At 57.9% G+C, this 23,269-nt stretch carries 24 protein-coding genes and 1 other annotated feature; of the genes, 22 read left to right on the top strand and 2 right to left on the bottom strand.

What is annotated here, in order from left to right; genetic code table 11:
• Positions 1-118: 118 nt before the first annotated feature.
• Positions 119-1,252, top strand: a complete 1,134-nt coding sequence (locus ACJ8HA_RS07075; RefSeq protein WP_442515271.1) for an ABC transporter substrate-binding protein — start codon at positions 119-121, stop codon at positions 1,250-1,252.
• Positions 1,253-1,288: 36 nt separating this feature from the next.
• Here the strand turns inward: ACJ8HA_RS07075 and ACJ8HA_RS07070 are convergent, their stop codons facing one another.
• Together ACJ8HA_RS07070 and ACJ8HA_RS07065 are read right to left on the bottom strand one after the other, a co-directional pair.
• Positions 1,289-1,975 (bottom strand): MarC family NAAT transporter, encoded by a 687-nt coding sequence (locus ACJ8HA_RS07070; protein WP_049209399.1) that lies wholly within the window; start codon positions 1,973-1,975, stop codon positions 1,289-1,291.
• Positions 1,976-2,082: 107 nt separating this feature from the next.
• The gene (locus tag ACJ8HA_RS07065) at positions 2,083-2,310 is read right to left on the bottom strand and encodes a hypothetical protein (RefSeq protein ID WP_122016897.1); all 228 of its coding nucleotides are present in this window, start codon (positions 2,308-2,310) and stop codon (positions 2,083-2,085) included.
• 222 nt (positions 2,311-2,532) lie between these two features.
• On the opposite strand from ACJ8HA_RS07065, the gene ACJ8HA_RS07060 reads away from it, so the two are divergent.
• The 21 genes from ACJ8HA_RS07060 (at position 2,533) to arnF (ending at position 23,262) form a co-directional block, all read left to right on the top strand.
• Complete coding sequence (locus tag ACJ8HA_RS07060) at positions 2,533-3,582, top strand: YrzE family protein (RefSeq protein WP_043143370.1); 1,050 nt, start codon at positions 2,533-2,535, stop codon at positions 3,580-3,582.
• Between the two features lie 240 nt (positions 3,583-3,822).
• On the top strand, positions 3,823-4,446 hold the full coding sequence (locus ACJ8HA_RS07055) for a hypothetical protein (protein ID WP_025302616.1): 624 nt from the start codon (positions 3,823-3,825) through the stop codon (positions 4,444-4,446).
• 218 nt (positions 4,447-4,664) lie between these two features.
• Positions 4,665-6,593, top strand: a complete 1,929-nt coding sequence (thrS, locus tag ACJ8HA_RS07050; RefSeq protein ID WP_025159696.1) for a threonine--tRNA ligase — start codon at positions 4,665-4,667, stop codon at positions 6,591-6,593.
• Between the two features lie 3 nt (positions 6,594-6,596).
• Entirely contained in the window at positions 6,597-7,148 is a 552-nt protein-coding gene (gene infC, locus ACJ8HA_RS07045) for a translation initiation factor IF-3 (protein WP_048233542.1), read from the top strand.
• A gap of 98 nt (positions 7,149-7,246) precedes the next feature.
• Positions 7,247-7,444 carry a 50S ribosomal protein L35 gene (rpmI, locus tag ACJ8HA_RS07040; RefSeq protein WP_004931418.1) on the top strand — a complete coding sequence of 66 codons (198 nt, stop codon included), beginning with the start codon at positions 7,247-7,249 and terminating at the stop codon, positions 7,442-7,444.
• A gap of 43 nt (positions 7,445-7,487) precedes the next feature.
• Entirely contained in the window at positions 7,488-7,844 is a 357-nt protein-coding gene (gene rplT / locus ACJ8HA_RS07035) for a 50S ribosomal protein L20 (RefSeq protein ID WP_004931417.1), read from the top strand.
• 113 nt (positions 7,845-7,957) lie between these two features.
• Positions 7,958-8,080, top strand: a sequence feature (Phe leader region).
• Positions 7,962-8,006, top strand: a complete 45-nt coding sequence (gene pheM / locus ACJ8HA_RS07030; RefSeq protein WP_121626058.1) for a pheST operon leader peptide PheM — start codon at positions 7,962-7,964, stop codon at positions 8,004-8,006. Its footprint overlaps the feature before it by 45 nt.
• Positions 8,081-8,267: 187 nt before the next feature.
• Positions 8,268-9,251: a phenylalanine--tRNA ligase subunit alpha gene (pheS, locus tag ACJ8HA_RS07025; RefSeq protein WP_043143373.1), complete on the top strand. Its 984-nt coding sequence runs from the start codon at positions 8,268-8,270 to the stop codon at positions 9,249-9,251.
• Positions 9,252-9,265: 14 nt separating this feature from the next.
• Positions 9,266-11,653 (top strand): phenylalanine--tRNA ligase subunit beta, encoded by a 2,388-nt coding sequence (gene pheT, locus ACJ8HA_RS07020; RefSeq protein WP_049205172.1) that lies wholly within the window; start codon positions 9,266-9,268, stop codon positions 11,651-11,653.
• A gap of 4 nt (positions 11,654-11,657) precedes the next feature.
• Positions 11,658-11,954: an integration host factor subunit alpha gene (ihfA, locus tag ACJ8HA_RS07015; protein ID WP_004931414.1), complete on the top strand. Its 297-nt coding sequence runs from the start codon at positions 11,658-11,660 to the stop codon at positions 11,952-11,954.
• Between the two features lie 552 nt (positions 11,955-12,506).
• Entirely contained in the window at positions 12,507-12,923 is a 417-nt protein-coding gene (locus ACJ8HA_RS07010) for a DUF2502 domain-containing protein (protein ID WP_442515270.1), read from the top strand.
• A gap of 179 nt (positions 12,924-13,102) precedes the next feature.
• Positions 13,103-14,110, top strand: coding sequence for a vitamin B12 ABC transporter permease BtuC (gene btuC / locus ACJ8HA_RS07005; protein ID WP_164062552.1), 1,008 nt, complete (start codon positions 13,103-13,105; stop codon positions 14,108-14,110).
• 45 nt (positions 14,111-14,155) lie between these two features.
• Positions 14,156-14,707: a glutathione peroxidase gene (locus ACJ8HA_RS07000; protein WP_025302621.1), complete on the top strand. Its 552-nt coding sequence runs from the start codon at positions 14,156-14,158 to the stop codon at positions 14,705-14,707.
• Between the two features lie 5 nt (positions 14,708-14,712).
• The gene (gene btuD / locus ACJ8HA_RS06995) at positions 14,713-15,468 is read left to right on the top strand and encodes a vitamin B12 ABC transporter ATP-binding protein BtuD (RefSeq protein ID WP_049205168.1); all 756 of its coding nucleotides are present in this window, start codon (positions 14,713-14,715) and stop codon (positions 15,466-15,468) included.
• 397 nt (positions 15,469-15,865) lie between these two features.
• Positions 15,866-17,020: a UDP-4-amino-4-deoxy-L-arabinose aminotransferase gene (gene arnB, locus ACJ8HA_RS06990; protein WP_025302623.1), complete on the top strand. Its 1,155-nt coding sequence runs from the start codon at positions 15,866-15,868 to the stop codon at positions 17,018-17,020.
• Entirely contained in the window at positions 17,007-17,987 is a 981-nt protein-coding gene (gene arnC / locus ACJ8HA_RS06985) for an undecaprenyl-phosphate 4-deoxy-4-formamido-L-arabinose transferase (RefSeq protein ID WP_141997921.1), read from the top strand. The genes arnB and arnC overlap by 14 nt, the downstream gene beginning before the upstream one ends.
• A complete protein-coding gene (arnA, locus tag ACJ8HA_RS06980) occupies positions 17,987-19,969 on the top strand; it encodes a bifunctional UDP-4-amino-4-deoxy-L-arabinose formyltransferase/UDP-glucuronic acid oxidase ArnA (protein WP_043143392.1) in 1,983 nt (660 codons plus the stop codon). Before arnC ends, arnA begins: the two co-directional genes overlap by 1 nt.
• Positions 19,966-20,871 (top strand): 4-deoxy-4-formamido-L-arabinose-phosphoundecaprenol deformylase, encoded by a 906-nt coding sequence (gene arnD / locus ACJ8HA_RS06975; RefSeq protein WP_043143382.1) that lies wholly within the window; start codon positions 19,966-19,968, stop codon positions 20,869-20,871. The genes arnA and arnD overlap by 4 nt, the downstream gene beginning before the upstream one ends.
• Positions 20,868-22,532, top strand: coding sequence for a lipid IV(A) 4-amino-4-deoxy-L-arabinosyltransferase (gene arnT / locus ACJ8HA_RS06970; protein ID WP_025302627.1), 1,665 nt, complete (start codon positions 20,868-20,870; stop codon positions 22,530-22,532). Before arnD ends, arnT begins: the two co-directional genes overlap by 4 nt.
• Positions 22,529-22,873: a 4-amino-4-deoxy-L-arabinose-phosphoundecaprenol flippase subunit ArnE gene (gene arnE, locus ACJ8HA_RS06965; protein ID WP_025302628.1), complete on the top strand. Its 345-nt coding sequence runs from the start codon at positions 22,529-22,531 to the stop codon at positions 22,871-22,873. Before arnT ends, arnE begins: the two co-directional genes overlap by 4 nt.
• Entirely contained in the window at positions 22,870-23,262 is a 393-nt protein-coding gene (arnF, locus tag ACJ8HA_RS06960) for a 4-amino-4-deoxy-L-arabinose-phosphoundecaprenol flippase subunit ArnF (protein WP_049205166.1), read from the top strand. Before arnE ends, arnF begins: the two co-directional genes overlap by 4 nt.
• Positions 23,263-23,269 lie beyond the last annotated feature (7 nt).

Raw genomic sequence — 23,269 nt, 5'->3', positions numbered from 1 at the left:
TATCCTTCCTTTACACATCCCTTTGCAATTAATCGCCGGCATGCTGGGCGTTATCTTTGATAATGCAAGCCATTCTCATTAGTATTTCCTGAATGTATTCATGACTAAGGAGTCTTTCGTGCACCGTCGAATCACTTTGCCGGCGCTGGTCTGCGCCGCCTTACTCGCCTCTCCGGCGATGGCCACTACCTATCCGTTGACCCTGACCGACACCTCCGGCCAGACGGTCACCCTCCCGCAGGAGCCGAAACGCATCGTGGTGCAGGACGGGCGCGACATTCTCACGCTGGCGCTGCTCGATCGCGCCAACCCGTTCGGCCGGCTGGTGGCCTGGAATAACCTGCTGAAGAAAAGCGACGCGGCGACCTGGGAAATCTTGCAGAGCAAATGGCCGGCGGCGAAAAACATCATCGACATGGGATTCAGCGATAAAGGCGAGGTGAATCTGGAGAGCGTGATCGCCAAGCGCCCCGATCTGATGATCGCCCAGCTGCGCTCCAAGCCTTCGCTGAGCCAAACCGGCGTGCTGGATAAGCTGAAGGCGCTGAACGTGCCGGTGCTGTTTATCGATACCATGCTCAAGCCGGTGGAAAACACGCCGAAAAGCGTGACGCTGTTGGGGGAAACCCTCAACCGTGAAAGCGAAGCCAAGCAATATACCGATTATTATCAGCAGCATTATCAGGCCATTCTGGCCAAAACGCAGTCGGTGGAACCCAAACCGTTGGTGTTCTTCGAAGCCAAGGCCGGCCTGAATGGCCTGGAATCTTGCTGCTTCACCCATGCGCACGTCGGCTGGGGGGCACTGGTCGAGGCGGTCGGCGCGCGTAACATCGGTTCTGCGCTGCTGCCGGGTGCGACCGGCGACGTGGCGCTGGAAAAAGTGATCGCTATGAAACCGGATGCGTATATCGTTTCCGGCTCGCAGTGGGCCAGCAAGACCAATGCCGCGGTGCCGTTCGGCTATGGCGTGACGCAGCAGCAGGTGGATGAGGCCTTCAACCGCATGAAGCAGCGCCCAGGGTTCTCGCAGGTGTCGGCGGTGAAGGAAGGGCGGTTCTACGGCATCTACCATAACTTCTACAACCACCCGTACAACATCGTCGGGCTGGAGTATCTGGCGAAGTTTATCTATCCGGCGCAGTTCCCGGATTTGGATCCGGCCAAGACCTACAGCGAGATCCTCAGTCGCTTTACCGAAGTGCCGGAAGGCAAGGGCATTTTGGGCGCGCAGGCGCCGGCGGGGAAATAACGGCAACGGGCGCGATGTCGCGCCCGTTTTGTATGATCAGGCGGTCGGCGTATAGGTGGAGATGATCTCCAGCACGCCGTTGATGATGAACTGTACCCCCATACACACCAGCAGGAACCCCATCAGGCGCGAGATCGCCTCGATGCCGCTTTTCCCCACCAACCGCATGATGGCGCCGGAACTGAGCAGGCAGCCCCACAGGATCACCGCGACCGTCAGGAAAATGGCGACCGGCGCCACGGCCAACACCCAGGGTTCAAAGCCCAGCGAGTTCGCTTTGACGCTCGATGCCGAGCTGATGATCATCGCGATGGTGCCCGGCCCGGCGGTGCTCGGCATGGCCAGCGGCACGAAGGCGATGTTGGCCGACGTCTTGTGGCGCAGCTCGTGCGACTTGCTCTCCACCTCCGGCGCGTCTTCGGGGCTCTGCTGCGGGAACAGCATGCGAAAACCGATGAAGGCGACGATCAGGCCGCCGGCGATGCGCAGGCCGGGGATCGAAATGCCGAAGGTGTTCATCACCACCTGCCCGGCGTAAAACGCCACCGTCATGATGCAGAACACATAAACCGAGGCCATCAGCGACTGCTGATTACGCTCTTCGCGCGTCATATTGCCGGACAACCCGAGCAGCAACGCCACCGTGGTCAGCGGGTTGGCCAGCGGCAACAGCAGCACCAAACCCAGTCCGATGGCCTGGAATAACTGCAAAATACCCGTCATAAAATAGACTCCCTGTGCAACGTTCAAGCCGCCAAACGGCGGCCCATGAGCTGAACAGCCTAGCCTGCCGTACGCCTGGCGGCAATGGGGATAGCTCGTAACGTTAATTAACCGTCGGCCCGGGCGTTCAGCGTCGCCGGCCGGCGAAATTGGTCGGCGGGAGCCTCATCGTCATCGCCGCACTCGCCGGCGAGCTCAGGTTCATCCTCACACCCCAGCGGCGCCTCGTTGACCGCGATCGCGCGCGGCACCGAACGCGCGCCAAAATGCACCAGCCCATATAACGTCGCCAATGCCGCGCACGCCACGATGAGGGCTGCGAGTAACCGGTTCATGTTTTGCGCTAAGACCCTGTTCACTGGTGGATAGCGTAAGAATAGTGATGCTAAGACGGTCTGTCAGCGTATCGCCGCGAGAGTAGACGCACTCTTGATGTTATTATCATTAATTATTTTTAACTGTTTTCACCCTTTAACCGCCTGATTGATGAAGCGAGTCTATAATGGTAAGGCTTTCTGGCATTTCTTTATAATCGAAAACTTAAAAGGAGTTTTACTATGGAAGTGGCAAAAGAATGGGTAGCGGCGAAAAAAATCTCCTGGGGCAGCGTCATCGGCGGCGTGATCACCGTATTGGCTGTTTCACTGTTGCTGTCGACGTTAGGCACCAGTCTTGGATTCTCCATCGTGGATCCGACATCAGACGATCCGATAAACGGCGCCGGTACCACCGTAGTGATTTGGTCCGCTGTTTCAATCATTATTAGTTTGGCCGCCGGCGCTTTTATTGCTGGGCGTTTGGCTGCTAATGACGGACTTATTCATGGCTTCCTGGTCTGGGCTACGTCACTGATTGTGGCGGCGGTACTGGGTGGGATGCTGGTCGGGTCTGCAGTGAAGGCGACCGGCAATGCGCTGGGCGCTATCGCTTCGACCTCCGGCAGCTTGCTCTCCGGCGCCGGTTCAGCGATTGGCAAAGGGGCATCCGGATTGGCGGACGCCGGCGGTAAAGTGTTTGACAAGTTGGGCATCGACACAACCTTGGAACCTGAACAGCTGCAAGGCGATGTGGTTACGGCGCTTAAAAAAAGCGGTATCCCGTCATTGCAGCCTGAATTCATGCAACAGCAGTTGAATGCGGCCAAAACTGATTTGGCGGACGCAGTAAAAGCCCTGGCACTTCAGCCTGACAATAGCGACGCCATTATTAATCAACTGGTCGCCAAGCTTAAAAAACAGGGTGAGGCCATCTCGCAAGATGTGGATCAAGACGCCCTGAAAAAGGCCTTGGCAGAAAATACCGATATGACGCCGCAGGAAGTGGACCAGACGGTGAAGAATTTGGTCGAAGCCAAAAATAAAACTGCGCAGCTGGTTAATCAGCGTTTGGATGACGCCGAAGCAAAAATCAATCAGGCAAAACAGGAGTATGTGGAGCTGAAACAGAAGGCGCGCGAACAGGCTGCCGCTGCTGCAGACGAATTGTCGCGGGCCGCATTATGGTCATTCTTTGCGCTGTTGATTGGCGCAGTGGTCAGTGCGTTGGCAGGCTTGTGGGGCGTTAACACCAATGCCCGCCGTATCGCGGTATCACCTGCGCAGGCGTAATCTTCGGGCTCCTTTGCGCGTCTCGATGATAGAGGGATGAGAGCCTGGAATACTGACGACGATGAAGTGACAGCCAGGAAAGACTGGCCCCACCCCGGCCCAGGTGCCGGGGTTTTTTTATTGTTTCGGCGTAATTAACGACCACCTTTCGCGTGGCTCAGGGCATTAGGCACCAATTGCCACGATCCCTGAGAACAGGTGGATACCATAGATGCGCTGTAAATAATAATGAGTGTGATTATGAAACAAGAACTGCATCTTTTACTGGGGAAAATCGGCGCATTCGCGCTTTCCGCCGCCTTCATGGCGGCATTGGTCGGCCTGGTGTTTATCGATGTGCACTGGCTGCATAACTTCGTTCATGAAACCTCGCTGACCGAAGCGGCACAGGAACTGTTGCTGCTCGCCATCTCCGGCGGTTTTTTCGCCGCGGCCCGGCGACAGGCTGAACGGCGTTCCGCCTGGCTGCTGGTTGGCGGCTTCTTTCTCTGCATGCTGATCCGCGAGATGGACTTCGCGTTCGATGCGTTGTGGCATGGCGCCTGGGTGTGGTTCGCACTGGCGGTCGCCTTGGCCTGCCTGTGGCATGCGGCACGGCATATTGCGGCCACGGTGCGCGGTCTGGCCTATTTCGTGACGCATCCCGGCTACGGCATGATGTGCGCCGGCCTGCTGTGCATTCTGGTGTTTTCACGCCTGTTCGGCATGAGCGCGCTGTGGCAAACGCTGATGCTGGACGGCTACAACCGAGTGGTGAAAAACATGGTGGAAGAGGGGTGCGAACTGTTGGGCTACGGCCTGTGTCTGTTGGCTACCCTCAGCTATCTGAAAGGCGTTTTGGCATCGAATGAGGCGAAAGTGTGAGGGCGGTTGCACTTTATTTATCCGGAACAATTTTAGTGATACTATTCGCTTAGCCGAATGCGGCTGAGAAGGTATGCGTTCCATTCTGTATACCCAGTGAGGTTTCAATCTGGCAATTGTGGGCGAGATCTGAAACCTGGCTGACCAAACCCAAAATCCAATTTTCGTACTGCATGTGATCTGTCGTGTGGGTCACCACTGTAGATAAGGAATTATTAATGCCTGTTATTACCCTTCCTGACGGAAGTCAGCGTCATTTCGACCACCCCGTTTCCCCGATGGATGTCGCGCGCGATATCGGCCCTGGCCTGGCGAAAGCCTGTATCGCCGGCCGCGTCAACGGCGAGCTGGTTGACGCCGGCGATCTGATCGAATCGGATGCGCAGCTGGCCATCATCACCATCAAAGATGAAGACGGTCTGGAAATCATGCGCCACTCCTGCGCGCACCTGCTGGGTCATGCGATCAAGCAGCTGTGGCCGGATACCAAAATGGCGATCGGTCCGGTGATCGACAACGGTTTTTATTATGACGTGGACATCGACCGCACCCTGACGCAGGAAGACCTGGATCTGCTGGAAAAGCGGATGCACGAGTTGGCCGATAAGGATTACGACGTCATCAAGAAGAAGGTCAGCTGGCAAGAAGCCCGTGACACCTTCGCTGAGCGCGGCGAAATCTATAAAGTGGCGATCCTGGATGAGAACATCAGCCATGACGATCGTCCGGGCCTGTATCACCACGAAGAATACGTCGACATGTGCCGCGGTCCGCACGTGCCGAACATGCGTTTCTGCCACCATTTCAAACTGCAGAAAACCTCCGGCGCTTACTGGCGCGGCGACAGCAAAAACAAAATGCTGCAGCGTATCTACGGTACCGCCTGGGCAGACAAGAAGCAGCTGAACGCCTACCTGCAGCGTCTGGAAGAAGCGGCCAAGCGCGATCACCGCAAGATCGGCAAACAGCTCGACCTGTATCACATGCAGGAAGAAGCGCCGGGTATGGTGTTCTGGCACAACGACGGTTGGACTATCTTCCGCGAGCTGGAAGCCTTCGTGCGCATGAAGCTCAAAGAGTATCAGTACCAGGAAGTGAAAGGTCCGTTCATGATGGACCGCGTGCTGTGGGAAAAAACCGGCCACTGGGAAAACTACAAAGACGCCATGTTCACCACCGCGTCGGAAAACCGCGAATACTGCATCAAGCCGATGAACTGCCCGGGTCACGTGCAGATCTTCAACCAGGGCCTGAAGTCGTACCGTGATTTGCCGCTGCGCATGGGTGAATTCGGCAGCTGCCACCGCAACGAGCCTTCGGGTTCCCTGCACGGCCTGATGCGCGTGCGCGGCTTCACGCAGGATGACGCCCACATCTTCTGTACCGAAGAGCAGGTGCGCGCCGAAGTGAACGAATGTATCCGCATGGTGTATGACGTGTACGGCACTTTCGGCTTCGACAAGATTGCCGTCAAGCTGTCCACGCGTCCGGAAAAACGCATCGGCACCGACGACATGTGGACCCGTGCGGAAGAAGACCTGGCCGCCGCGCTGACCGAGAACGGCATTCCGTTTGAATATCAGCCGGGTGAGGGCGCCTTCTACGGACCGAAAATTGAATTTACCCTGCATGATTGTTTGGATCGCGCATGGCAATGTGGTACCGTGCAGCTCGATTTCTTCTTGCCGGGCCGTTTGGGCGCATCGTACGTTGGCGAAAACAACGATCGCGTCGTGCCGGTAATGATTCACCGCGCCATTTTGGGCTCCATGGAACGCTTCATCGGTATCCTTACCGAAGAATATGCCGGGTTCTACCCGACCTGGATCGCTCCGGTGCAGGTGGTGGTGATGAATATCACCGATAGCCAGTCTGATTACGTCCAGCAATTGACCAAAAAACTGCAGGATGCAGGTATTCGCGTGAAAGCGGACTTGAGAAATGAGAAGATTGGCTTTAAAATTCGCGAACATACTTTACGTCGAGTCCCTTACATGTTGGTGTGCGGTGACAAAGAGGTCGAAGCAGGCAAAGTTGCTGTTCGTACCCGCCGTGGCAAAGACTTGGGAAGCCTGGACGTAAACGAAGTCGTAGACAAGCTGCTGAAAGAGATTCGCAGCCGTAGTCTTCATCAACTGGAGGAATAAAGTATTAAAGGCGGAAAACGAGTTCAACCGGCGCGTCCTAATCGCATTAACAGAGAAATTCGCGCGCAAGAAGTTCGCCTAACCGGCGTCGATGGCGAGCAGATTGGTATTGTCAGTCTGAATGAAGCTCTTGAAAAAGCTGAGGAAGCGGGCGTTGATTTAGTAGAAATCAGCCCAAATGCCGAACCGCCAGTTTGCCGAATCATGGATTACGGCAAATTCCTCTACGAGAAGAGCAAGTCGACGAAAGAACAGAAGAAGAAGCAAAAAGTTATCCAGGTTAAGGAAATCAAATTCCGTCCTGGCACCGATGATGGCGACTATCAGGTCAAACTACGCAACCTGATTCGCTTTCTGGAAGATGGCGATAAAGCCAAAATCACCCTGCGTTTCCGTGGGCGTGAGATGGCGCACCAGCAGATCGGTATGGAAGTGCTTAACCGCGTCCGTAAAGACCTGTGTGAAGATATGGATCTGGCAGTGGTCGAATCCTTCCCTACGAAGATCGAAGGCCGCCAGATGATTATGGTGCTCGCTCCTAAGAAGAAACAGTAAGGCTTACAAGTAATGGAACCCGCGCGGCGCTTGCGCTGTGTGGGTTTTATTCGCCCAACTGATTCGTTGTTTAACAATGCGAAGTGGATTTAATTAAAATGCCAAAGATTAAAACTGTACGTGGTGCAGCCAAGCGCTTCAAAAAAACCGGCAGCGGTGGTTTTAAGCGTAAACATGCCAACCTGCGTCATATTCTGACCAAAAAAGCAACCAAGCGTAAACGTCACCTGCGTCCGAAAGGCATGGTGTCTAAAAACGATCTGGTCCTGGTTACCGCGTGCCTGCCGTACGCATAAGCCATTTTTTTTGAATTTAGAATAAGACTTTAGGAGAGAGCATATGGCTCGCGTAAAACGTGGTGTAATTGCACGCGCACGTCACAAGAAAATTATGAAGCAGGCGAAAGGTTACTACGGTGCCCGTTCGCGCGTATATCGTGTTGCCTTCCAGGCAGTAATCAAAGCAGGCCAGTATGCTTACCGTGACCGTCGTCAACGTAAGCGTCAGTTCCGTCAGCTGTGGATTGCACGTATCAACGCAGCTGCTCGTCAGAACGGTCTGTCTTACAGCAAGTTCATCAACGGCTTGAAAAAAGCGTCGATCGAAATTGACCGTAAGATCCTGGCTGACATCGCAGTCTTCGACAAAGTGGCCTTCGGCGCACTGGTTGAGAAAGCGAAAGCAGCTCTGGCGTAAGTCAGTAGAAGAGGGAGCTTGCTCCCTCTTTTAATCTTTGTTTTCAGCGACAAATATTGACTTTCATTGCCCGCCGCTATATCACTGGTGGTCAATCATCGACAAGGTACCGCAATCATGCACGCAGCTATTTTTCGTTTCTTTTTTTACTTTAGCGCCTGATTTCAGGAGGCTTTGCGCGTAAGAAAAGAAACGAAAAGTAGCGCCTAAGCCTCCCTCGTGGAGGCTTTTTTGTTTTTGGCCATCGGCTCGCCTTGCAAAGCGTTGCGGTGAGAACGGCGGGTACTCAGCCGGCCCTGTGCCGCGCAGGTGAGCCATCCGGCCGACAACGCATTGAAAAGTCTTTGAAGATTGCTCAAAGGCGTGTTCGAATAATAGATAACAATTACTTAGGGCCATCCCGGCCAGAGGAAGAGGAAAGCAATGCCACATCTCGCAGAGCTGGTTGCCAGTGCCAAGGCAGCCGTAGAAGATGCCCAGGATGTTGCCGCGTTAGATTTGGTACGCGTCGAATATTTTGGCAAGAAAGGTCATTTCACCTTGCAGATGCAGTCTCTGCGCGACGTACCGGCGGAAGACCGCCCGGCGGCCGGCGCGGTGATCAACCAGGCCAAGCAAGAGGTGCAAGACGCCCTGAACGCGCGCAAGAACGCGCTGGAAAGCGCCGCGCTGAACGCGCGCCTGGCGGCTGAAACCATCGACGTCTCCCTGCCGGGCCGTCGCATGGAAAACGGCGGCCTGCATCCGGTGACCCGCACCATCGACCGCATCGAAACCTTCTTCGGCGAGCTGGGCTTCTCCGTCGCTACCGGCCCGGAGATTGAAGACGATTACCATAACTTCGACGCACTGAATATTCCAGGGCATCACCCGGCGCGCGCCGACCACGATACCTTCTGGTTCGACGCCACGCGCCTGCTGCGCACTCAGACCTCCGGCGTGCAGATCCGCACCATGAAGAACCAGCAGCCGCCGATCCGCATCATTGCGCCGGGCCGCGTTTATCGTAATGACTACGATCAGACCCACACCCCGATGTTCCACCAGATGGAAGGGCTGATCGTCGATAAAGACATCAGCTTCACCAACCTGAAGGGCACGCTGCACGATTTCCTGAATAACTTCTTTGAAGAAGACCTGCAGGTTCGTTTCCGTCCGTCCTACTTCCCGTTCACCGAACCGTCTGCTGAAGTGGACGTGATGGGTAAGAACGGCAAATGGCTGGAAGTGCTGGGCTGCGGCATGGTGCATCCGAATGTGCTGCGCAACGTGGGCATCGATCCGGAAGTTTACTCCGGCTTCGCCTTCGGTATGGGCATGGAGCGCCTGACGATGCTGCGTTACGGCGTCACCGACCTGCGCGCATTCTTCGAAAACGATCTGCGTTTCCTCAAACAGTTTAAGTAAGGCGGGAATATCACATGAAATTCAGTGAACTCTGGTTGCGCGAGTGGGTAAACCCGGCCATCAGCAGCGAAGCATTATCCGATCAAATCACCATGGCCGGTTTGGAAGTGGACGGCGTGGATCCGGTTGCCGGCGCGTTTAACGGCGTCGTGGTGGGTGAAGTGGTCGAGTGCGGTCAGCACCCGAACGCCGATAAACTGCGCGTCACTAAAGTTAACGTGGGCGGCGATCGCTTGCTCGACATCGTCTGCGGTGCGCCGAACTGCCGCACCGGCCTGAAAGTGGCGGTCGCCACCGTGGGCGCGGTGCTGCCGGGCGACTTCAAAATCAAGGCCGCCAAGCTGCGCGGCGAGCCTTCGGAAGGCATGCTGTGCTCATTCTCCGAGCTGGGCATTTCCGACGATCATGACGGCATCATTGAGCTGCCGCTGGATGCGCCGATCGGCACCGACATCCGCGACTATCTGAAACTGAACGACAACACCATCGAGATCAGCGTCACGCCGAACCGCGCCGACTGCTTGGGCATCATCGGCGTTGCGCGTGACGTGGGCGTACTGAACCAGGTTGCGCTGACCGAGCCGGATATGAGCCCGGTGGCTGCCACTATCGACGCCACGCTGCCGATCCGCGTTGACGCGCCGCAGGCGTGCCCGCGTTATCTGGGCCGCGTGGTGAAAGGCATCGACGTCAAGGCGCCAAGCCCGTTGTGGATGCGTGAAAAACTGCGTCGTTGCGGTATCCGTTCTATCGATGCCGTCGTCGACGTCACCAACTATGTGCTGTTGGAACTTGGCCAGCCGATGCACGCCTTCGATCTGAGCCGCATCGACGGCGGCATCGTGGTGCGCATGGCGGAAGAAGGGGAAACCTTGACGCTGCTGGACGGTAACGAAGCCAAACTGAACGCCGACACCTTAGTGATCGCCGATCATCAAAAAGCGTTGGCGATGGGCGGCATCTTCGGCGGCGAGCATTCCGGCGTCAACGGGGAAACCCAGGACGTGCTGCTGGAGTGCGCTTTCTTCAGCCCGCTGTCGATCACCGGCCGTGCACGCCGTCACGGCCTGCACACCGATGCTTCTCATCGCTATGAGCGCGGCGTCGATCCGGCGCTGCAGTACAAAGCGATGGAGCGCGCCACGCGCCTGCTGCTCGACATCTGTGGCGGCCAGGCCGGTCCGATTATTGACGTGACCGATGAAAACGAATTGCCAAAGCGCGCCACCATCACGCTGCGCCGCGAGAAGTTGGATCGCCTGATCGGCCACGTGGTGCCGAGTGAGCAGGTCAGCGACATTCTGCGTCGCCTGGGTTGCCAGGTGACCGAGCAGGGCGACAGCTGGCAAGCGATCGCGCCGAGCTGGCGTTTCGATATGGAGATCGAAGAGGATCTGGTGGAAGAAGTGGCGCGTGTTTACGGCTACGACAACATCCCGGATGTGCCGGTGCGTGCCGATCTGGTGATGACCCAGCATCGCGAAGCCGATCTGACGCTCAAGCGCGTGAAGACCATGCTGGTCGATCACGGTTATCAGGAAGCGATCACCTATAGCTTCGTCGATCCGAAAGTGCAGGCGTTGCTGCATCCGAATGAAGAAGCGCTGATCCTGCCGAGCCCGATTTCGGTCGAAATGTCGGCCATGCGCCTGTCGCTGTGGACCGGCCTGCTGTCCGCGGTAGTGTACAACCAGAACCGCCAGCAGACGCGTCTGCGCCTGTTCGAAAGCGGCCTGCGCTTTGTGCCTGATAGTGCGGCAAATCTGGGTATCCGTCAGGACGTCATGCTGGCAGGCGTGATCGCCGGCCATACGCACGATGAACATTGGGATCTGGCGCGCAAGCCCGTCGACTTCTATGATTTAAAAGGGGATCTGGAGTCTGTCCTCGAGCTGACCGGTAAATTATCCGAAATTCAGTTCCGGGCGGAAGCCAATCCGGCCCTGCATCCAGGGCAAAGTGCGGCGATTTATTTGCACGGCGAACGCGTTGGTTTCATCGGTGTGGTTCACCCGGAACTTGAACGTAAACTGGATCTTAACGGCCGCACCGTGGTGTTTGAACTGGAGTGGAACAAGCTTGCGAGCCGCGCCGTGCCTCAGGCGCGGGAGATTTCGCGCTTCCCGGCAAACCGCCGTGATATCGCTGTTGTGGTGGCTGAAAACGTCCCCGCAGAAGATATTTTGGCCGAGTGTAAGAAAGTTGGCGCAAATCAGGTAGTTGGCGTAAACTTGTTTGACGTGTACCGTGGCAAGGGCGTGGCAGAAGGTGACAAGAGCCTGGCTATCAGTCTGGTATTGCAGGATACCGCTCGTACACTGGAAGAAGAGGAGATAGCCGCTACCGTTGCAAAATGCGTAGAGGCTCTAAAACAGCGATTCCAAGCATCCTTGAGGGATTGAACCTATGGCGCTTACTAAAGCTGAAATGTCAGAACACCTGTTTGAGAAGCTTGGGCTTAGCAAACGGGACGCCAAAGACCTGGTGGAACTGTTCTTTGAAGAGGTCCGTCGGGCCCTTGAGAATGGCGAACAGGTAAAACTGTCGGGTTTTGGCAACTTTGATCTGCGTGACAAGAACCAACGTCCGGGGCGTAACCCGAAGACCGGCGAAGACATTCCGATTACGGCGCGCCGCGTGGTGACCTTCCGTCCGGGGCAGAAGCTGAAAAGCCGGGTAGAAAACGCCAGCCCGAAAGGGTGAGTGACGTGACATCAAAAAAGGCCGCTTGCGCGGCCTTTTTCTTTTCTGGGACAAAATTCAGTTTATTCCTAATTCTCAAGGCGACTATTAAATTTGTTCGTTAAGTCGGTATGGGGGATTAATTTAACCTCAGTTGCGGAATATTCTTATATCTTATTATTGTTGATGAGTGAATCTATTTTCTCTCCTCAGTAACGGCCGTAATAATGGCCAGGGCCATCGCCGCGGTGGCCGCCGCCCCAGTGAGGGCCCCAGCAGCAGGCGCTGAGGCTTGAGGCCAAGGCTACAACGGCTAACAACCTACCTATACGTTTAATCATTTTATTATCCTCCGATGGGAATCCGGTTAATTATAATTGTCGCGTCGCTTAAGCGATGTCAGCAATTCATTAAGCCTTGTCAGTGGCTATGATAATTAAAGGCGGCGGCAAACAGTGTAGGGATTGTGTAAGGCCGTCGAAAACGATCTGAAAATAGGCATCGATGAGATAGTCGTTAAATAAATGCGCTGATATAACCACTGCAGCAAGAAAAATAGAGTGAGAAGGCAAAATGAAAAAGATCCTGTTGCTGGTGTGTTTCCCTCTGTTGCTGCCGCTGGCGGCACAGGCCGATGTCTCCGTCGATATCAACGTGCCGGGCGTTTCTCTGCACCTGGGGGATCAGGACCGCCGCGGCTACTACTGGGATGGCTACGACTGGCGCCCACCGCAGTGGTGGCATGCGCACCAGGGCCGAGGTCTGGGGGAGCGCAATGCGCGCGGTCTGTACTGGGACGGCGGACGCTGGCAACCTTCGCCGCCGCGTGGCTATGAACATCGCCAGCCGGCACGCAGCGGCAATCCGTTCCACGGCGATCGCGATAATCGCGACCACGACCGCCGTCATGACGATCGTAGTGACCATGACCGCCGTGATGGCGGCCGCGGTCAGCCTTATCCACCGGGCAACGCCGGCCCGCATCGTTAATCCCTGAGTTTATCGGCGGCTGGTTTTGCCATCATCGTTGCGATGACGGGCAGGACCAGCCGCTGCTTTCCTGCGCCATCGCCTACGCAAGGCTTCCCCTTGCGGCGTTAACCCCCTAATATTCGACTCAGACGTCAATTATCCGGCCACGACAGCGGCCGGCAGGGAATCGCCGCGCCATGCCAACCAGCCGTACCTTCACCTTACTGTTGCAACATCAACGTTACTGCGATAAACGCCAGGTCAGTCTGTTGGCGCTGGGCGTGGCGGTGGCTTTACTGTTCAGCCTTTGCGCCGGCGACCAATGGATATGGCCGTCAGAATGGTTCAGCGAACGGGCGCAACTGTTCGTTTGGCAACTGCGCTTGCCGCGCGCGCTGGCGGTGATGCTGGTCGGCGCTGCCCTGGCGGTGGCGGGCGCGGTGATGCAGGCGCTGTTTGAAAACCCGCTGGCGGAGCCCGGTCTGCTGGGCGTCGCTAACGGCGCCGGTGTCGCGCTGGTGCTGACGGTGTTGTTGGGGCACGGTTTGTTGCCGGTGGCGCTGATGAGCGCCGCCGCGATAGTCGGTGCGCTGGTGATGACTTTCTTGCTGTTGGGCTTTGCTCGCCGGCGACGCTTGACCAATGCGCGGTTGTTGCTGGTCGGCGTGGCGCTGGGCATCGTGTGTAGCGCGCTGATGACCTGGGCCGTTTATTTCAGTACCAGTCTCGATCTGCGGCAGCTGATGTACTGGATGATGGGCGGCTTCGGCGGCGTAGACTGGCGCCAAAAGTGGCTGGTGCTGGCGCTGCTGCCGGTGTTGCTGTGGCTGTGTGGCCAGGGGCGGGTGCTCAATCTGATGGCGCTGGGCGAGGTGCAGGCGCGACAGCTCGGGCTGTCGCTGCATCTGTGGCGCAATCTGCTGGTGCTGGCGATCGGCTGGCTGGTCGGTGTCAGCGTAGCGCTGGCCGGGGTGATCGGCTTCGTCGGCCTGGTGATCCCGCATATTTTGCGGCTCACGGGCCTGACTGACCAGCGCTATCTGTTGCCGGCCTGCGCGCTGGCGGGGGCCGGCGTGTTGCTGGTGGCCGATGTGGTGGCCCGCGTTGCGCTGCTGGCGGCCGAGCTGCCGATCGGCGTGGTGACCGCCACGCTGGGGGCGCCGCTATTTATCTGGTTACTGACCCGGACAAAGGGCGTAAGGTAGTTTTCTTTATTCACCTGCCATTAAAAAACCAAAGGATGACAACCGATGAGTAAGCCAATCTACAATCTGCCGTTACAGACCATCGAAAATCAGGCCACCACGCTGGGGAGCTATCAGGACAAGGTGCTGCTGGTGGTCAACGTAGCCTCGGAGTGCGGCCTGACCAAGCAGTACGAAGGGCTGGAAGCGCTGTACGAAACCTATCGCGATCGGGGGCTGGAAGTTCTGGGGTTCCCGTCCAATGAATTTCTGGGTCAGGAGCCGGGCAGCAATGAAGAGATCCTGGCGTTTTGCCGCGGAACCTTCGGCGTGCAATTCCCGATGTTCGCCAAGATTGAGGTGAACGGCGAAGGCCGTCATCCGCTGTATCAGGCGTTGATTGCCGCCCAGCCGGAAGCTGTCGCCCCGGAAGGCAGCGAGTTCCTGGCGCGGATGACCAGCAAAGGGCGTGCGCCGAAGCATACCGGCGATATTCTGTGGAACTTCGAGAAATTCCTTATCGCACGCGACGGCACGGTGATCCAGCGCTTCTCGCCTGACACCACGCCAGAGGATCCGGCGCTGGTGGCGGCGGTGAAACAAGCGCTGGCGGGATAATACGGATGCTGCAACTCGTTGAGGTTGGGGTGGCGGGGCGCCTGGCGCCTTTTACGGCACAGATTGACGGCGGGTTGCAGGTTCACCTGATCGGCCCAAATGGCGCAGGGAAGAGCACCTTGCTGGCCCGGGCGGCGGGCATGCTGCCGGGGCAGGGCGAAGTCTGCCTGGACGGACGCGCGCTGTCCGGTTATTCGGGCGACGAGCTGGCGCACCGACGCGGTTATCTCAGCCAGCAACAGCCGCCGGTGTCGCTCATGCCGGTGTTTCAGTATTTGGCGTTGCACCGGCCTGCCGGCGCGGCGCAAACCGAGGTGGAGCAAGCCATCCTCTATCTGTGCCAGCGGTTGAAGCTGGTGGATAAACTGTCACGCATGCTGGCGCAGCTTTCCGGCGGAGAATGGCAACGGGTGCGACTGGCGGCGGTATTGCTGCAGGTGTGGCCCAGCGTCAACCCGCATAGCCGATTGTTGTTGCTGGATGAACCGACCAATAGCCTGGATGTGGCGCAAAAGGTTGCGCTGGATCGCCTGCTGCGCGAATTCTGCCAAAGTGGGCGCAGCGCGCTAGTGTGTGCGCACGATCTGAATCATACCCTGCAGCAGGCCGATCGGGTTTGGTTGTTGCACGCTGGGCAGTTGGTCGCGCAGGGCATCACCCGTGAGGTGATGGTGCCCGCACTGTTGTCGCAGATCTATGAAGTGGATTTCCACCTGCAATGGGTGGGGAACCAGCGTTGGATCATGACCCGCACGGCTTAATTCGCCCCGGCGGCATAAATGTAAACGAAAACTAAACGTAGTGAATATAAATAGCCGGGTAATCATCGGCTATTATTGTGCTGCCTCTCATTTTCTCGTGGATTTTCTTGAAAAACGTCGATGACGTGCTACGCTTGATTCGGCAAAAATAAAATAAGTAAATAATTATTAATAAATATAAGAAATTGATTTTAATAATAAATTTAAATTAATGATGACGGCACCTTCCTATCAGTTCTCCCACTGATGACGAGTCTCGTCTTAAGGTTTAGTTAAGCTTGCGGCCTTACATTGTCAGTTAATCCACGGAAACGATTCTTCTCTGGCGTTTAATATTCGTTAAACGAAAGGGATTTACAGTGTCATCAAAAGCAGCTCGATACGTTTGGGGTTAACTATGGATCAATTTTTGCCTTTCTCTCGTCCGGCCATCGGCGATGAAGAAATCGCCGCGGTAGAGAAAGTGTTGCGCTCCGGTTGGATCACCACCGGGCCGCAAAACCAGCAACTGGAAAGCGACTTCTGTTCCACCTTCGGCTGTAAGCACGCCATCGCGGTCAGTTCCGCCACGGCGGGCATGCACATCACGTTAATGGCGCTTGGCGTCGGCCCTGGCGACGAAGTCATCACCCCTTCGCAAACCTGGGTCTCCACCCTCAACATGATCGAGCTGCTGGGCGCCACGCCGGTGATGATCGATGTTGACCGCGATACGTTGATGGTCAGCGCCGCCGACGTCGAGGCTGCCATCACCCCGAATACCAAAGCGATTGTTCCGGTGCATTACGCCGGTGCCCCCCTGCAGATGGATGCGCTGCGCGCCGTGGCCGAACGCCATGGTCTGCCGCTGATCGAAGACGCCGCCCACGCGGTCGGCACGCGCTACAACGGCGAATGGGTCGGCGCGCGCGGCACGGCGATTTTCTCTTTCCATGCGATCAAAAACGTGACCTGCGCCGAAGGCGGCCTGATCGCCACCGACGACGATGCGCTGGCGGATCGCCTGCGTTGCCTGAAGTTCCACGGTCTGGCCGTCGATGCCTTCGATCGCCAGCAGCTTGGCCGCAAACCGCAGGCCGAAGTGGTGGAACCGGGGTACAAATACAATCTGTCCGACATTCACGCGGCGATCGCCGTGGTGCAACTTTCGCGCTTCGCCGAGCTGAACGCGCGTCGCAAGGCGCTGGCGCAGCGCTACCTGAGCGCGCTGGAAGGCTCGCCGTTCCAACCGTTGGGCGTGCCGGATTATCCGCATGACCACGCCTGGCACCTGTTTATGGTGCGCGTCGATCCCGAGCGCTGCGGCCTCGATCGCGACCAGCTGATGGAGCGCCTGAAAGAGGTTGGCATCGGCACCGGGCTGCATTTCCGTGCCGCGCACACCCAGAAATTCTACCGTGAGCGCTATCCGCAGCTGTCGTTGCCGAATACCGAATGGAACTCGGCGCGGCTGTGCACCTTACCGCTATTCCCTGATATGACCGACGCCGACGTGGATCGCGTGGTCAATGCCTTGTCTTCTGTTGTGGAGTCTTTACGTGTCTCGCGTTGAACCGATTAAAAAAGTGTCGATAGTCATCCCGGTATACAACGAGCAGGAAAGCCTGCCGGCGTTGCTGGAACGCACTACTGCCGCCTGTAAGCAGTTATCTCAACCCTATGAAATCATCCTCGTCGACGATGGCAGCAGCGACAATTCCGCCGACATGCTGACTGCGGCGGCGGAAAAGCAGGACAGCAACGTGGTCGCTGTCCTGCTGAACCGCAACTATGGCCAGCACTCGGCCATTATGGCCGGTTTCAATCAGGTGACCGGCGATTTGGTGATTACGCTGGACGCCGATCTGCAGAACCCGCCGGAGGAGATCCCTCGTCTGGTCAGCGTGGCGGAAGAGGGCTATGACGTGGTGGGCACCGTGCGCGCCAACCGTCAAGACTCCTGGTTCCGCAAAAGCGCCTCGCGCGTGATCAATATGATGATTCAACGCGCCACCGGCAAGTCGATGGGGGACTATGGCTGCATGCTGCGTGCCTACCGTCGTCATATCGTTGAGGCGATGCTGCACTGCCACGAGCGCAGCACCTTTATCCCGATTCTGGCGAACACCTTCGCCCGTCGCACGACCGAGATCGACGTGCGTCACGCCGAACGTGAGTTTGGCGACTCCAAGTACAGCCTGATGAAGCTGATCAACCTGATGTACGACCTGATCACCTGCCTGACCACTACGCCGCTGCGTTTGCTCAGCGTGGTCGGCAGCATCGTGGCGCTGTCCGGGTTTGTATTGGCACTGGTGCTGATTGCGCTGCGTCTGCTGCTCGGCCCTGAATGGGCCGCCGGCGGCGTGTTCACCCTCTTCGCCGTGCTGTTCACCTTTATCGGCGCCCAGTTTGTTGGCATGGGGCTACTGGGTGAATACATCGGCCGCATCTATACCGACGTGCGTGCGCGTCCTCGCTATTTTGTTCAGAAAGTGGTCGGTGCACAGCAGGACCACAATACTCAGGAAGAAGAATGATGAAAGCTATTGTATTTGCTTACCACGATATTGGCTGCGCAGGTCTGAAAGCGCTGACTGAGGCGGGTTATGACGTGCAGGCCGTATTCACGCACACCGACGACCCTGGTGAGAACAATTTCTTCTCCTCCGTGGCCCGTTTGGGCGCCGAATTGGATCTGCCGGTCTATGCGCCGGAAGACGTAAATCACCCGCTATGGGTTGACCGCATCCGCGCACTGCAGCCGGACGTGATCTTCTCGTTCTACTACCGCCACATGCTGAGCGACGAGATCTTGTCGCTGGCGCCGCAGGGCGGTTTCAACCTGCACGGTTCGTTGCTGCCGCACTACCGTGGCCGCGCCCCGGTGAACTGGGCGCTGGTGAATGGCGAAACTGAAACCGGCGCCACGCTGCACAAGATGGTGAAACGCCCGGATGCCGGCGACATCGTTGGTCAGCAGAAAGTGACCATCGCAGACAACGACACCGCGCTGACGCTGCACAAAAAAGTGCTGGAAGCCGCGCAGGTCGTGTTGCAAGAGCAGTTGCCGAAACTGAAGAACGGCACCGCCACCTTCACCAAGCAGGATGAGTCTCAGGCCAGCTACTTCGGCCGCCGCACCGCAGCGGACGGCGAGATCCTGTGGCACAAGTCCGCCAAAGAGATCAACAACCTGGTACGCGCCGTCACCGAACCGTACCCGGGCGCATTCAGCTACCTCGGCCAGCGCAAGCTGATCGTCTGGCGCTCCCGCGTGCTGGATACCCAACATGATAAACAACCGGGCACCGTGCTGAGCGCCTCGCCGCTGGTCATCGCCTGTGGCGAAGGCGCGCTGGAGATCGTCGCCGGCCAGAACGACAGCGGTCTGTACGTGCAGGGCAGCCGCCTGGCGCAAGAAATGGGCATCGTCACCGACGTGCGCCTGGCCGCCAAGCCGAATGCCGTAATGAAACGCCGTACTCGCGTGCTGATCCTCGGGGTTAACGGCTTCATCGGTAACCACCTGACCGAACGCCTGCTGCGTGACGATCGCTACGACATCTACGGCCTGGATATCGGCTCTGACGCCATCAGCCGCTTCCTCGACAACCCGCGTTTCCACTTCGTGGAAGGCGACATCAGCATCCACTCCGAGTGGATCGAGTATCACATCAAGAAATGCGACGTGGTGCTGCCGCTGGTGGCGATCGCGACGCCGATCGAATACACCCGTAACCCGCTGCGCGTGTTCGAGCTTGACTTCGAAGAGAACCTGAAGATCGTTCGCGACTGCGTGAAATACAACAAGCGCATCATCTTCCCGTCCACCTCAGAAGTGTACGGCATGTGCGACGACAAAGAGTTCGATGAAGACCATTCGCGTCTGATCGTCGGGCCAATCAATAAACAACGCTGGATCTACTCGGTCTCCAAACAGCTGCTGGATCGGGTGATCTGGGCTTACGGCGCCAAAGAAGGCCTGAAGTTCACGCTGTTCCGTCCGTTCAACTGGATGGGGCCGCGTCTGGATAACCTGGACGCCGCGCGCATCGGGTCTTCCCGCGCCATCACCCAGCTGATCCTCAACCTGGTGGAAGGTTCGCCGATCAAACTGATGGACGGCGGCGCACAGAAACGTTGCTTCACCGACATCAACGACGGCATCGAAGCGCTGTTCCGCATCATTGAGAACCGTGATGGCCTGTGCGACGGCCAGATCGTCAACATCGGCAACCCGACCAACGAAGCGAGCATCCGCGAGCTGGCGGAAATGCTGCTGGAAAGCTTCAACAACCACCCGCTGCGCGACCGCTTCCCGCCGTTTGCCGGCTTCAAGGACGTGGAGAGCAGCAGCTACTACGGTAAAGGTTACCAGGACGTCGAGCACCGCACGCCGAGCATCAAGAACGCTCACCGCCTGCTGGGCTGGCAGCCAACCATCGAGATGAAGCAAACCGTCGCCGATACGCTGGACTACTTCTTGCGCACTACCGTTCAGGAAGGGAACGGTGCATGAAGAAAGTCGGTCTGCGGGTTGATGTAGATACCTTCAGCGGCACCCGTGAAGGGGTGCCGCAGTTGCTGGACCTGTTCGACAAGTACGACATTCAGGCCAGCTTCTTCTTCAGCGTGGGACCGGACAACATGGGGCGCCATCTTTGGCGCCTTTTGCGTCCGAAATTTCTGTGGAAAATGCTGCGTTCGAACGCCGCCTCGCTGTATGGGCTGGATATTCTGCTGGCTGGTACCGCCTGGCCGGGGCGCAACATTTCACGCGCGCTGGGGCCGCTGATGAAGCGCACCGCCGAAGCCGGCCATGAAGTCGGGCTGCACGCCTGGGATCACCAAGGGTGGCAGGCCAAGGTTGGCAAGTGGAGCGAAGCGCAGCTGACCGAACAGGTGCAGCGGGGCGTCGACGCACTGAGCGCCAGCACCGGCCAGCCGGTGAAATGCTCCGCAGTGGCGGGCTGGCGTGCCGATACGCGCGTGCTGGAGGTCAAGCAGCGCTTCGGCTTTCATTACAACAGCGATTGCCGCGGCACCCATCCGTTCCGTCCGGTGCTGAGCGACGGGCGCCACGGCACGGTGCAGATCCCGGTGACGTTGCCGACCTTCGACGAAGTGATCGGCAGCGAAGTCAGCATGGCCGACTTCAACGACTACATTCTGCGCGCCATCGAGAACGATCGCGGCGTGCCGGTGTACACCATTCACACCGAAGTGGAAGGCATGTCGCAAGCGGCGATGTTCGAACAGTTATTGCAACGCGCACGGCAGCAGGGCATCGAATTCTGTCCGCTTAGCGCGCTGTTACCACAAGATTTGGCGTCACTGCCGTTGGGCCGCATCAAGCGTGCTCCTTTCCCCGGCCGCGAAGGTTGGCTGGGCTGTCAAACCGATGTGAAGGACGTTACATGAAGGCGCTAAAAGGATCCTGGGCCATTCTGCTGGCCGTTTTTTTTGCTCTGGTTTACCTGATCCCGCTTAACGGCCGCCTGCTGTGGCAGCCGGATGAGACGCGTTATGCCGAGATCAGTCGTGAAATGCTGCAGCGCGGCGATTGGGTGGTGCCACACCTGCTGGGGCTGCGTTATTTCGAAAAGCCGGTAGCGGGTTACTGGTTCAATAACATCAGCCAGTGGCTGTTTGGCGAAAACAACTTTGCGGTGCGTTTCGGCTCGGTGTTCAGCACCGGCATGACCGCGCTGCTGGTGTTCGCGCTGGCGATGCTGATGTGGCGCAATGCGCGCCGCGCCAGCCTGGCGGCGCTGATGTTCCTGTCGATGGTGCTGGTGTTCAGCATCGGCACCTACAGCGTGCTGGATCCGATGATCTCGCTGTGGCTGGCGGCGGCGATGGTCAGTTATTACCTGACGCTGAAGGCCTCCTCGGTCAAGGGAAAACTGGGCGCTTACGCATTGCTGGGCTTGGCCTGCGGCATGGGCTTTATGACCAAGGGCTTCCTGGCACTGGCGGTGCCGGTGATCGCGGTGATCCCGATCGTTATCCAGCAACGCCGCATCAAGGATCTGCTGTGCTATGGCCCGGTGGCGATCGTGACCGCGACGCTGCTCAGCCTGCCGTGGGCGCTGGCGATCGCGCAACGCGAACCCGACTTCTGGAATTATTTCTTCTGGGTCGAGCATATTCAGCGTTTCGCCGAAGATAATGCTCAACACAAGGCGCCGTTCTGGTATTACCTGCCGGTTCTGCTGGCGGCGGTGCTGCCTTGGCTGGCGCTGCTGCCCGGCGCGCTGCTCAAAGGTTGGCGCGAGCGCGTGCAGCGCCCGGAGCTGTTCTTCCTGCTGAGTTGGGCGATGATGCCGTTGATCTTCTTCAGCATCGCCAAAGGCAAGCTGCCGACCTACATTCTGCCGTGCATGGCGCCGCTGGCGCTGCTGATGACCGCCTATGCGGAAGACTATGCCGCCACGCTGCGCGCCAAGCTGTTCAAGGCCAATGCCTGGTTGAACGGCCTGTTCGGGCTGATTGGCATCGTGGCGCTGGTGGTGTTGAGCTCCGGTCTGCTGCCGAAAGCGCATCTGTTTACTCCCCAAGAGTGGCCGAAAGTGGTGCTCGGCCTGATCGCCTTCGGTGGTTGGCTGCTGTTCGCATTGGTTTCCGCACGCGATAACGGCCGCCAATGGCGCTGGGCGGCGGCTTGCCCGGTGCTGCTGTGCCTGGTGATCGGTTACGCCATTCCGCAACAGGTGACCGATTCCAAACTGCCGCAAAACTTCGCCCGCGCCACGATGGCCGAACTGGGCGACAGTCGTTACGTGCTAAGCGACAGCGTTGGGCTGGCGGCCGGCCTGGCCTGGGAGCTGAAGCGCAGCGACGTGCTGATGTACAGCCAGAAAGGCGAGGTGGCCTATGGTCTGGAGTATCCGGACGCCAAAGGCCACCTGATCAGCGATGCCGATTTCCCGCAGTGGCTGGCGCAGGCGCGTAAGCAGGGGAACGTATCGTTGGTGCTGCAACTGTCACGTGGCGAAGCGCTGCCGCAGGAGCTGCCTGCCGCAGACAAGGTGGATCGCATGAACCGCCTGGTGCTGATGTGGTATAAACAGCAACCATGATCGGTTTTCTGTTGGTGATAGTGGTCAGTCTGCTCACCTGTGGTGGGCAGCTGTGCCAGAAACAGGCGGCGCACTGTTGGGAACGGGCGGGCGAGGCGCGGCTGAAACAGACGCTGCGCTGGCTGGCGCTGGCGGTGCTGCTGCTGGGGCTGGGCATGGCGGTGTGGCTCAATGTGCTGCAACGTCTGCCGCTCAGCCTGGCTTACCCGATGCTCAGCCTTAACTTCGTGATGGTGACGCTGGCGGCGCGCTGGCTGTTTCATGAGCCGACGACCGCTCGCCACTGGTGCGGCGTGGCGTCGATTATGCTGGGGATCCTGCTGATGAGCGTGCATTCATGAAGGGCTATGCCTGGGGCGCCGCCAGCGTACTGCTGGTGACGCTGGCGCAGTTGCTGATGAAGTGGGGCATGGTGCAGATCCCGCTGATGTCGTTCGCCGATGTCTCGTTGGCGTTGATCGGCAATTACTGGCTACCGCTGCTGGCGGTGGGCGGCGGCATCTTCGGCTATGCGCTGTCGATGCTGTGTTGGTTTTTCGCGCTGCGCCATCTGCCGTTAAATCGTGCTTATCCTCTGTTGAGCGTTAGCTACGCGCTGGTCTATCTGGCGGCGGTGATCCTGCCGTGGTTTAACGAATCCGCTACGCTGCTGAAAACGTTGGGCACGCTGTTTATTCTGTTCGGCGTCGGGCTGATTAACAGCAAATCCGAGACAAAATCGCCGGAATAGGGTCAAA

It is taken from the genome of Serratia sp. CY33802 (assembly GCF_052169095.1).
Lineage (GTDB): Bacteria > Pseudomonadota > Gammaproteobacteria > Enterobacterales > Enterobacteriaceae > Serratia > Serratia bockelmannii.
This window is presented reverse-complemented; position numbering and strand designations above follow the sequence as displayed.

Bases quoted from the DNA above. Each gene is read 5' to 3' on its own strand.
- arnT (WP_025302627.1), top strand. From the start codon at position 20,868: ATGAAGGCGCTAAAAGGATCCTGGGCCATTCTGCTGGCCGTTTTTTTT.
- btuD (WP_049205168.1), top strand. From the start codon at position 14,713: ATGCTGCAACTCGTTGAGGTTGGGGTGGCGGGGCGCCTGGCGCCTTTT.
- ihfA (WP_004931414.1), top strand. From the start codon at position 11,658: ATGGCGCTTACTAAAGCTGAAATGTCAGAACACCTGTTTGAGAAGCTT.
- pheS (WP_043143373.1), top strand. From the start codon at position 8,268: ATGCCACATCTCGCAGAGCTGGTTGCCAGTGCCAAGGCAGCCGTAGAA.
- ACJ8HA_RS07065 (WP_122016897.1), bottom strand. From the start codon at position 2,310: ATGAACCGGTTACTCGCAGCCCTCATCGTGGCGTGCGCGGCATTGGCG.
- rplT (WP_004931417.1), top strand. From the start codon at position 7,488: ATGGCTCGCGTAAAACGTGGTGTAATTGCACGCGCACGTCACAAGAAA.
- ACJ8HA_RS07060 (WP_043143370.1), top strand. From the start codon at position 2,533: ATGGAAGTGGCAAAAGAATGGGTAGCGGCGAAAAAAATCTCCTGGGGC.
- ACJ8HA_RS07010 (WP_442515270.1), top strand. From the start codon at position 12,507: ATGAAAAAGATCCTGTTGCTGGTGTGTTTCCCTCTGTTGCTGCCGCTG.
- arnD (WP_043143382.1), top strand. From the start codon at position 19,966: ATGAAGAAAGTCGGTCTGCGGGTTGATGTAGATACCTTCAGCGGCACC.
- thrS (WP_025159696.1), top strand. From the start codon at position 4,665: ATGCCTGTTATTACCCTTCCTGACGGAAGTCAGCGTCATTTCGACCAC.
- ACJ8HA_RS07055 (WP_025302616.1), top strand. From the start codon at position 3,823: ATGAAACAAGAACTGCATCTTTTACTGGGGAAAATCGGCGCATTCGCG.
- arnE (WP_025302628.1), top strand. From the start codon at position 22,529: ATGATCGGTTTTCTGTTGGTGATAGTGGTCAGTCTGCTCACCTGTGGT.
- arnB (WP_025302623.1), top strand. From the start codon at position 15,866: ATGGATCAATTTTTGCCTTTCTCTCGTCCGGCCATCGGCGATGAAGAA.
- pheT (WP_049205172.1), top strand. From the start codon at position 9,266: ATGAAATTCAGTGAACTCTGGTTGCGCGAGTGGGTAAACCCGGCCATC.
- ACJ8HA_RS07070 (WP_049209399.1), bottom strand. From the start codon at position 1,975: ATGACGGGTATTTTGCAGTTATTCCAGGCCATCGGACTGGGTTTGGTG.
- rpmI (WP_004931418.1), top strand. From the start codon at position 7,247: ATGCCAAAGATTAAAACTGTACGTGGTGCAGCCAAGCGCTTCAAAAAA.
- ACJ8HA_RS07000 (WP_025302621.1), top strand. From the start codon at position 14,156: ATGAGTAAGCCAATCTACAATCTGCCGTTACAGACCATCGAAAATCAG.
- arnF (WP_049205166.1), top strand. From the start codon at position 22,870: ATGAAGGGCTATGCCTGGGGCGCCGCCAGCGTACTGCTGGTGACGCTG.
- btuC (WP_164062552.1), top strand. From the start codon at position 13,103: ATGCCAACCAGCCGTACCTTCACCTTACTGTTGCAACATCAACGTTAC.
- arnA (WP_043143392.1), top strand. From the start codon at position 17,987: ATGAAAGCTATTGTATTTGCTTACCACGATATTGGCTGCGCAGGTCTG.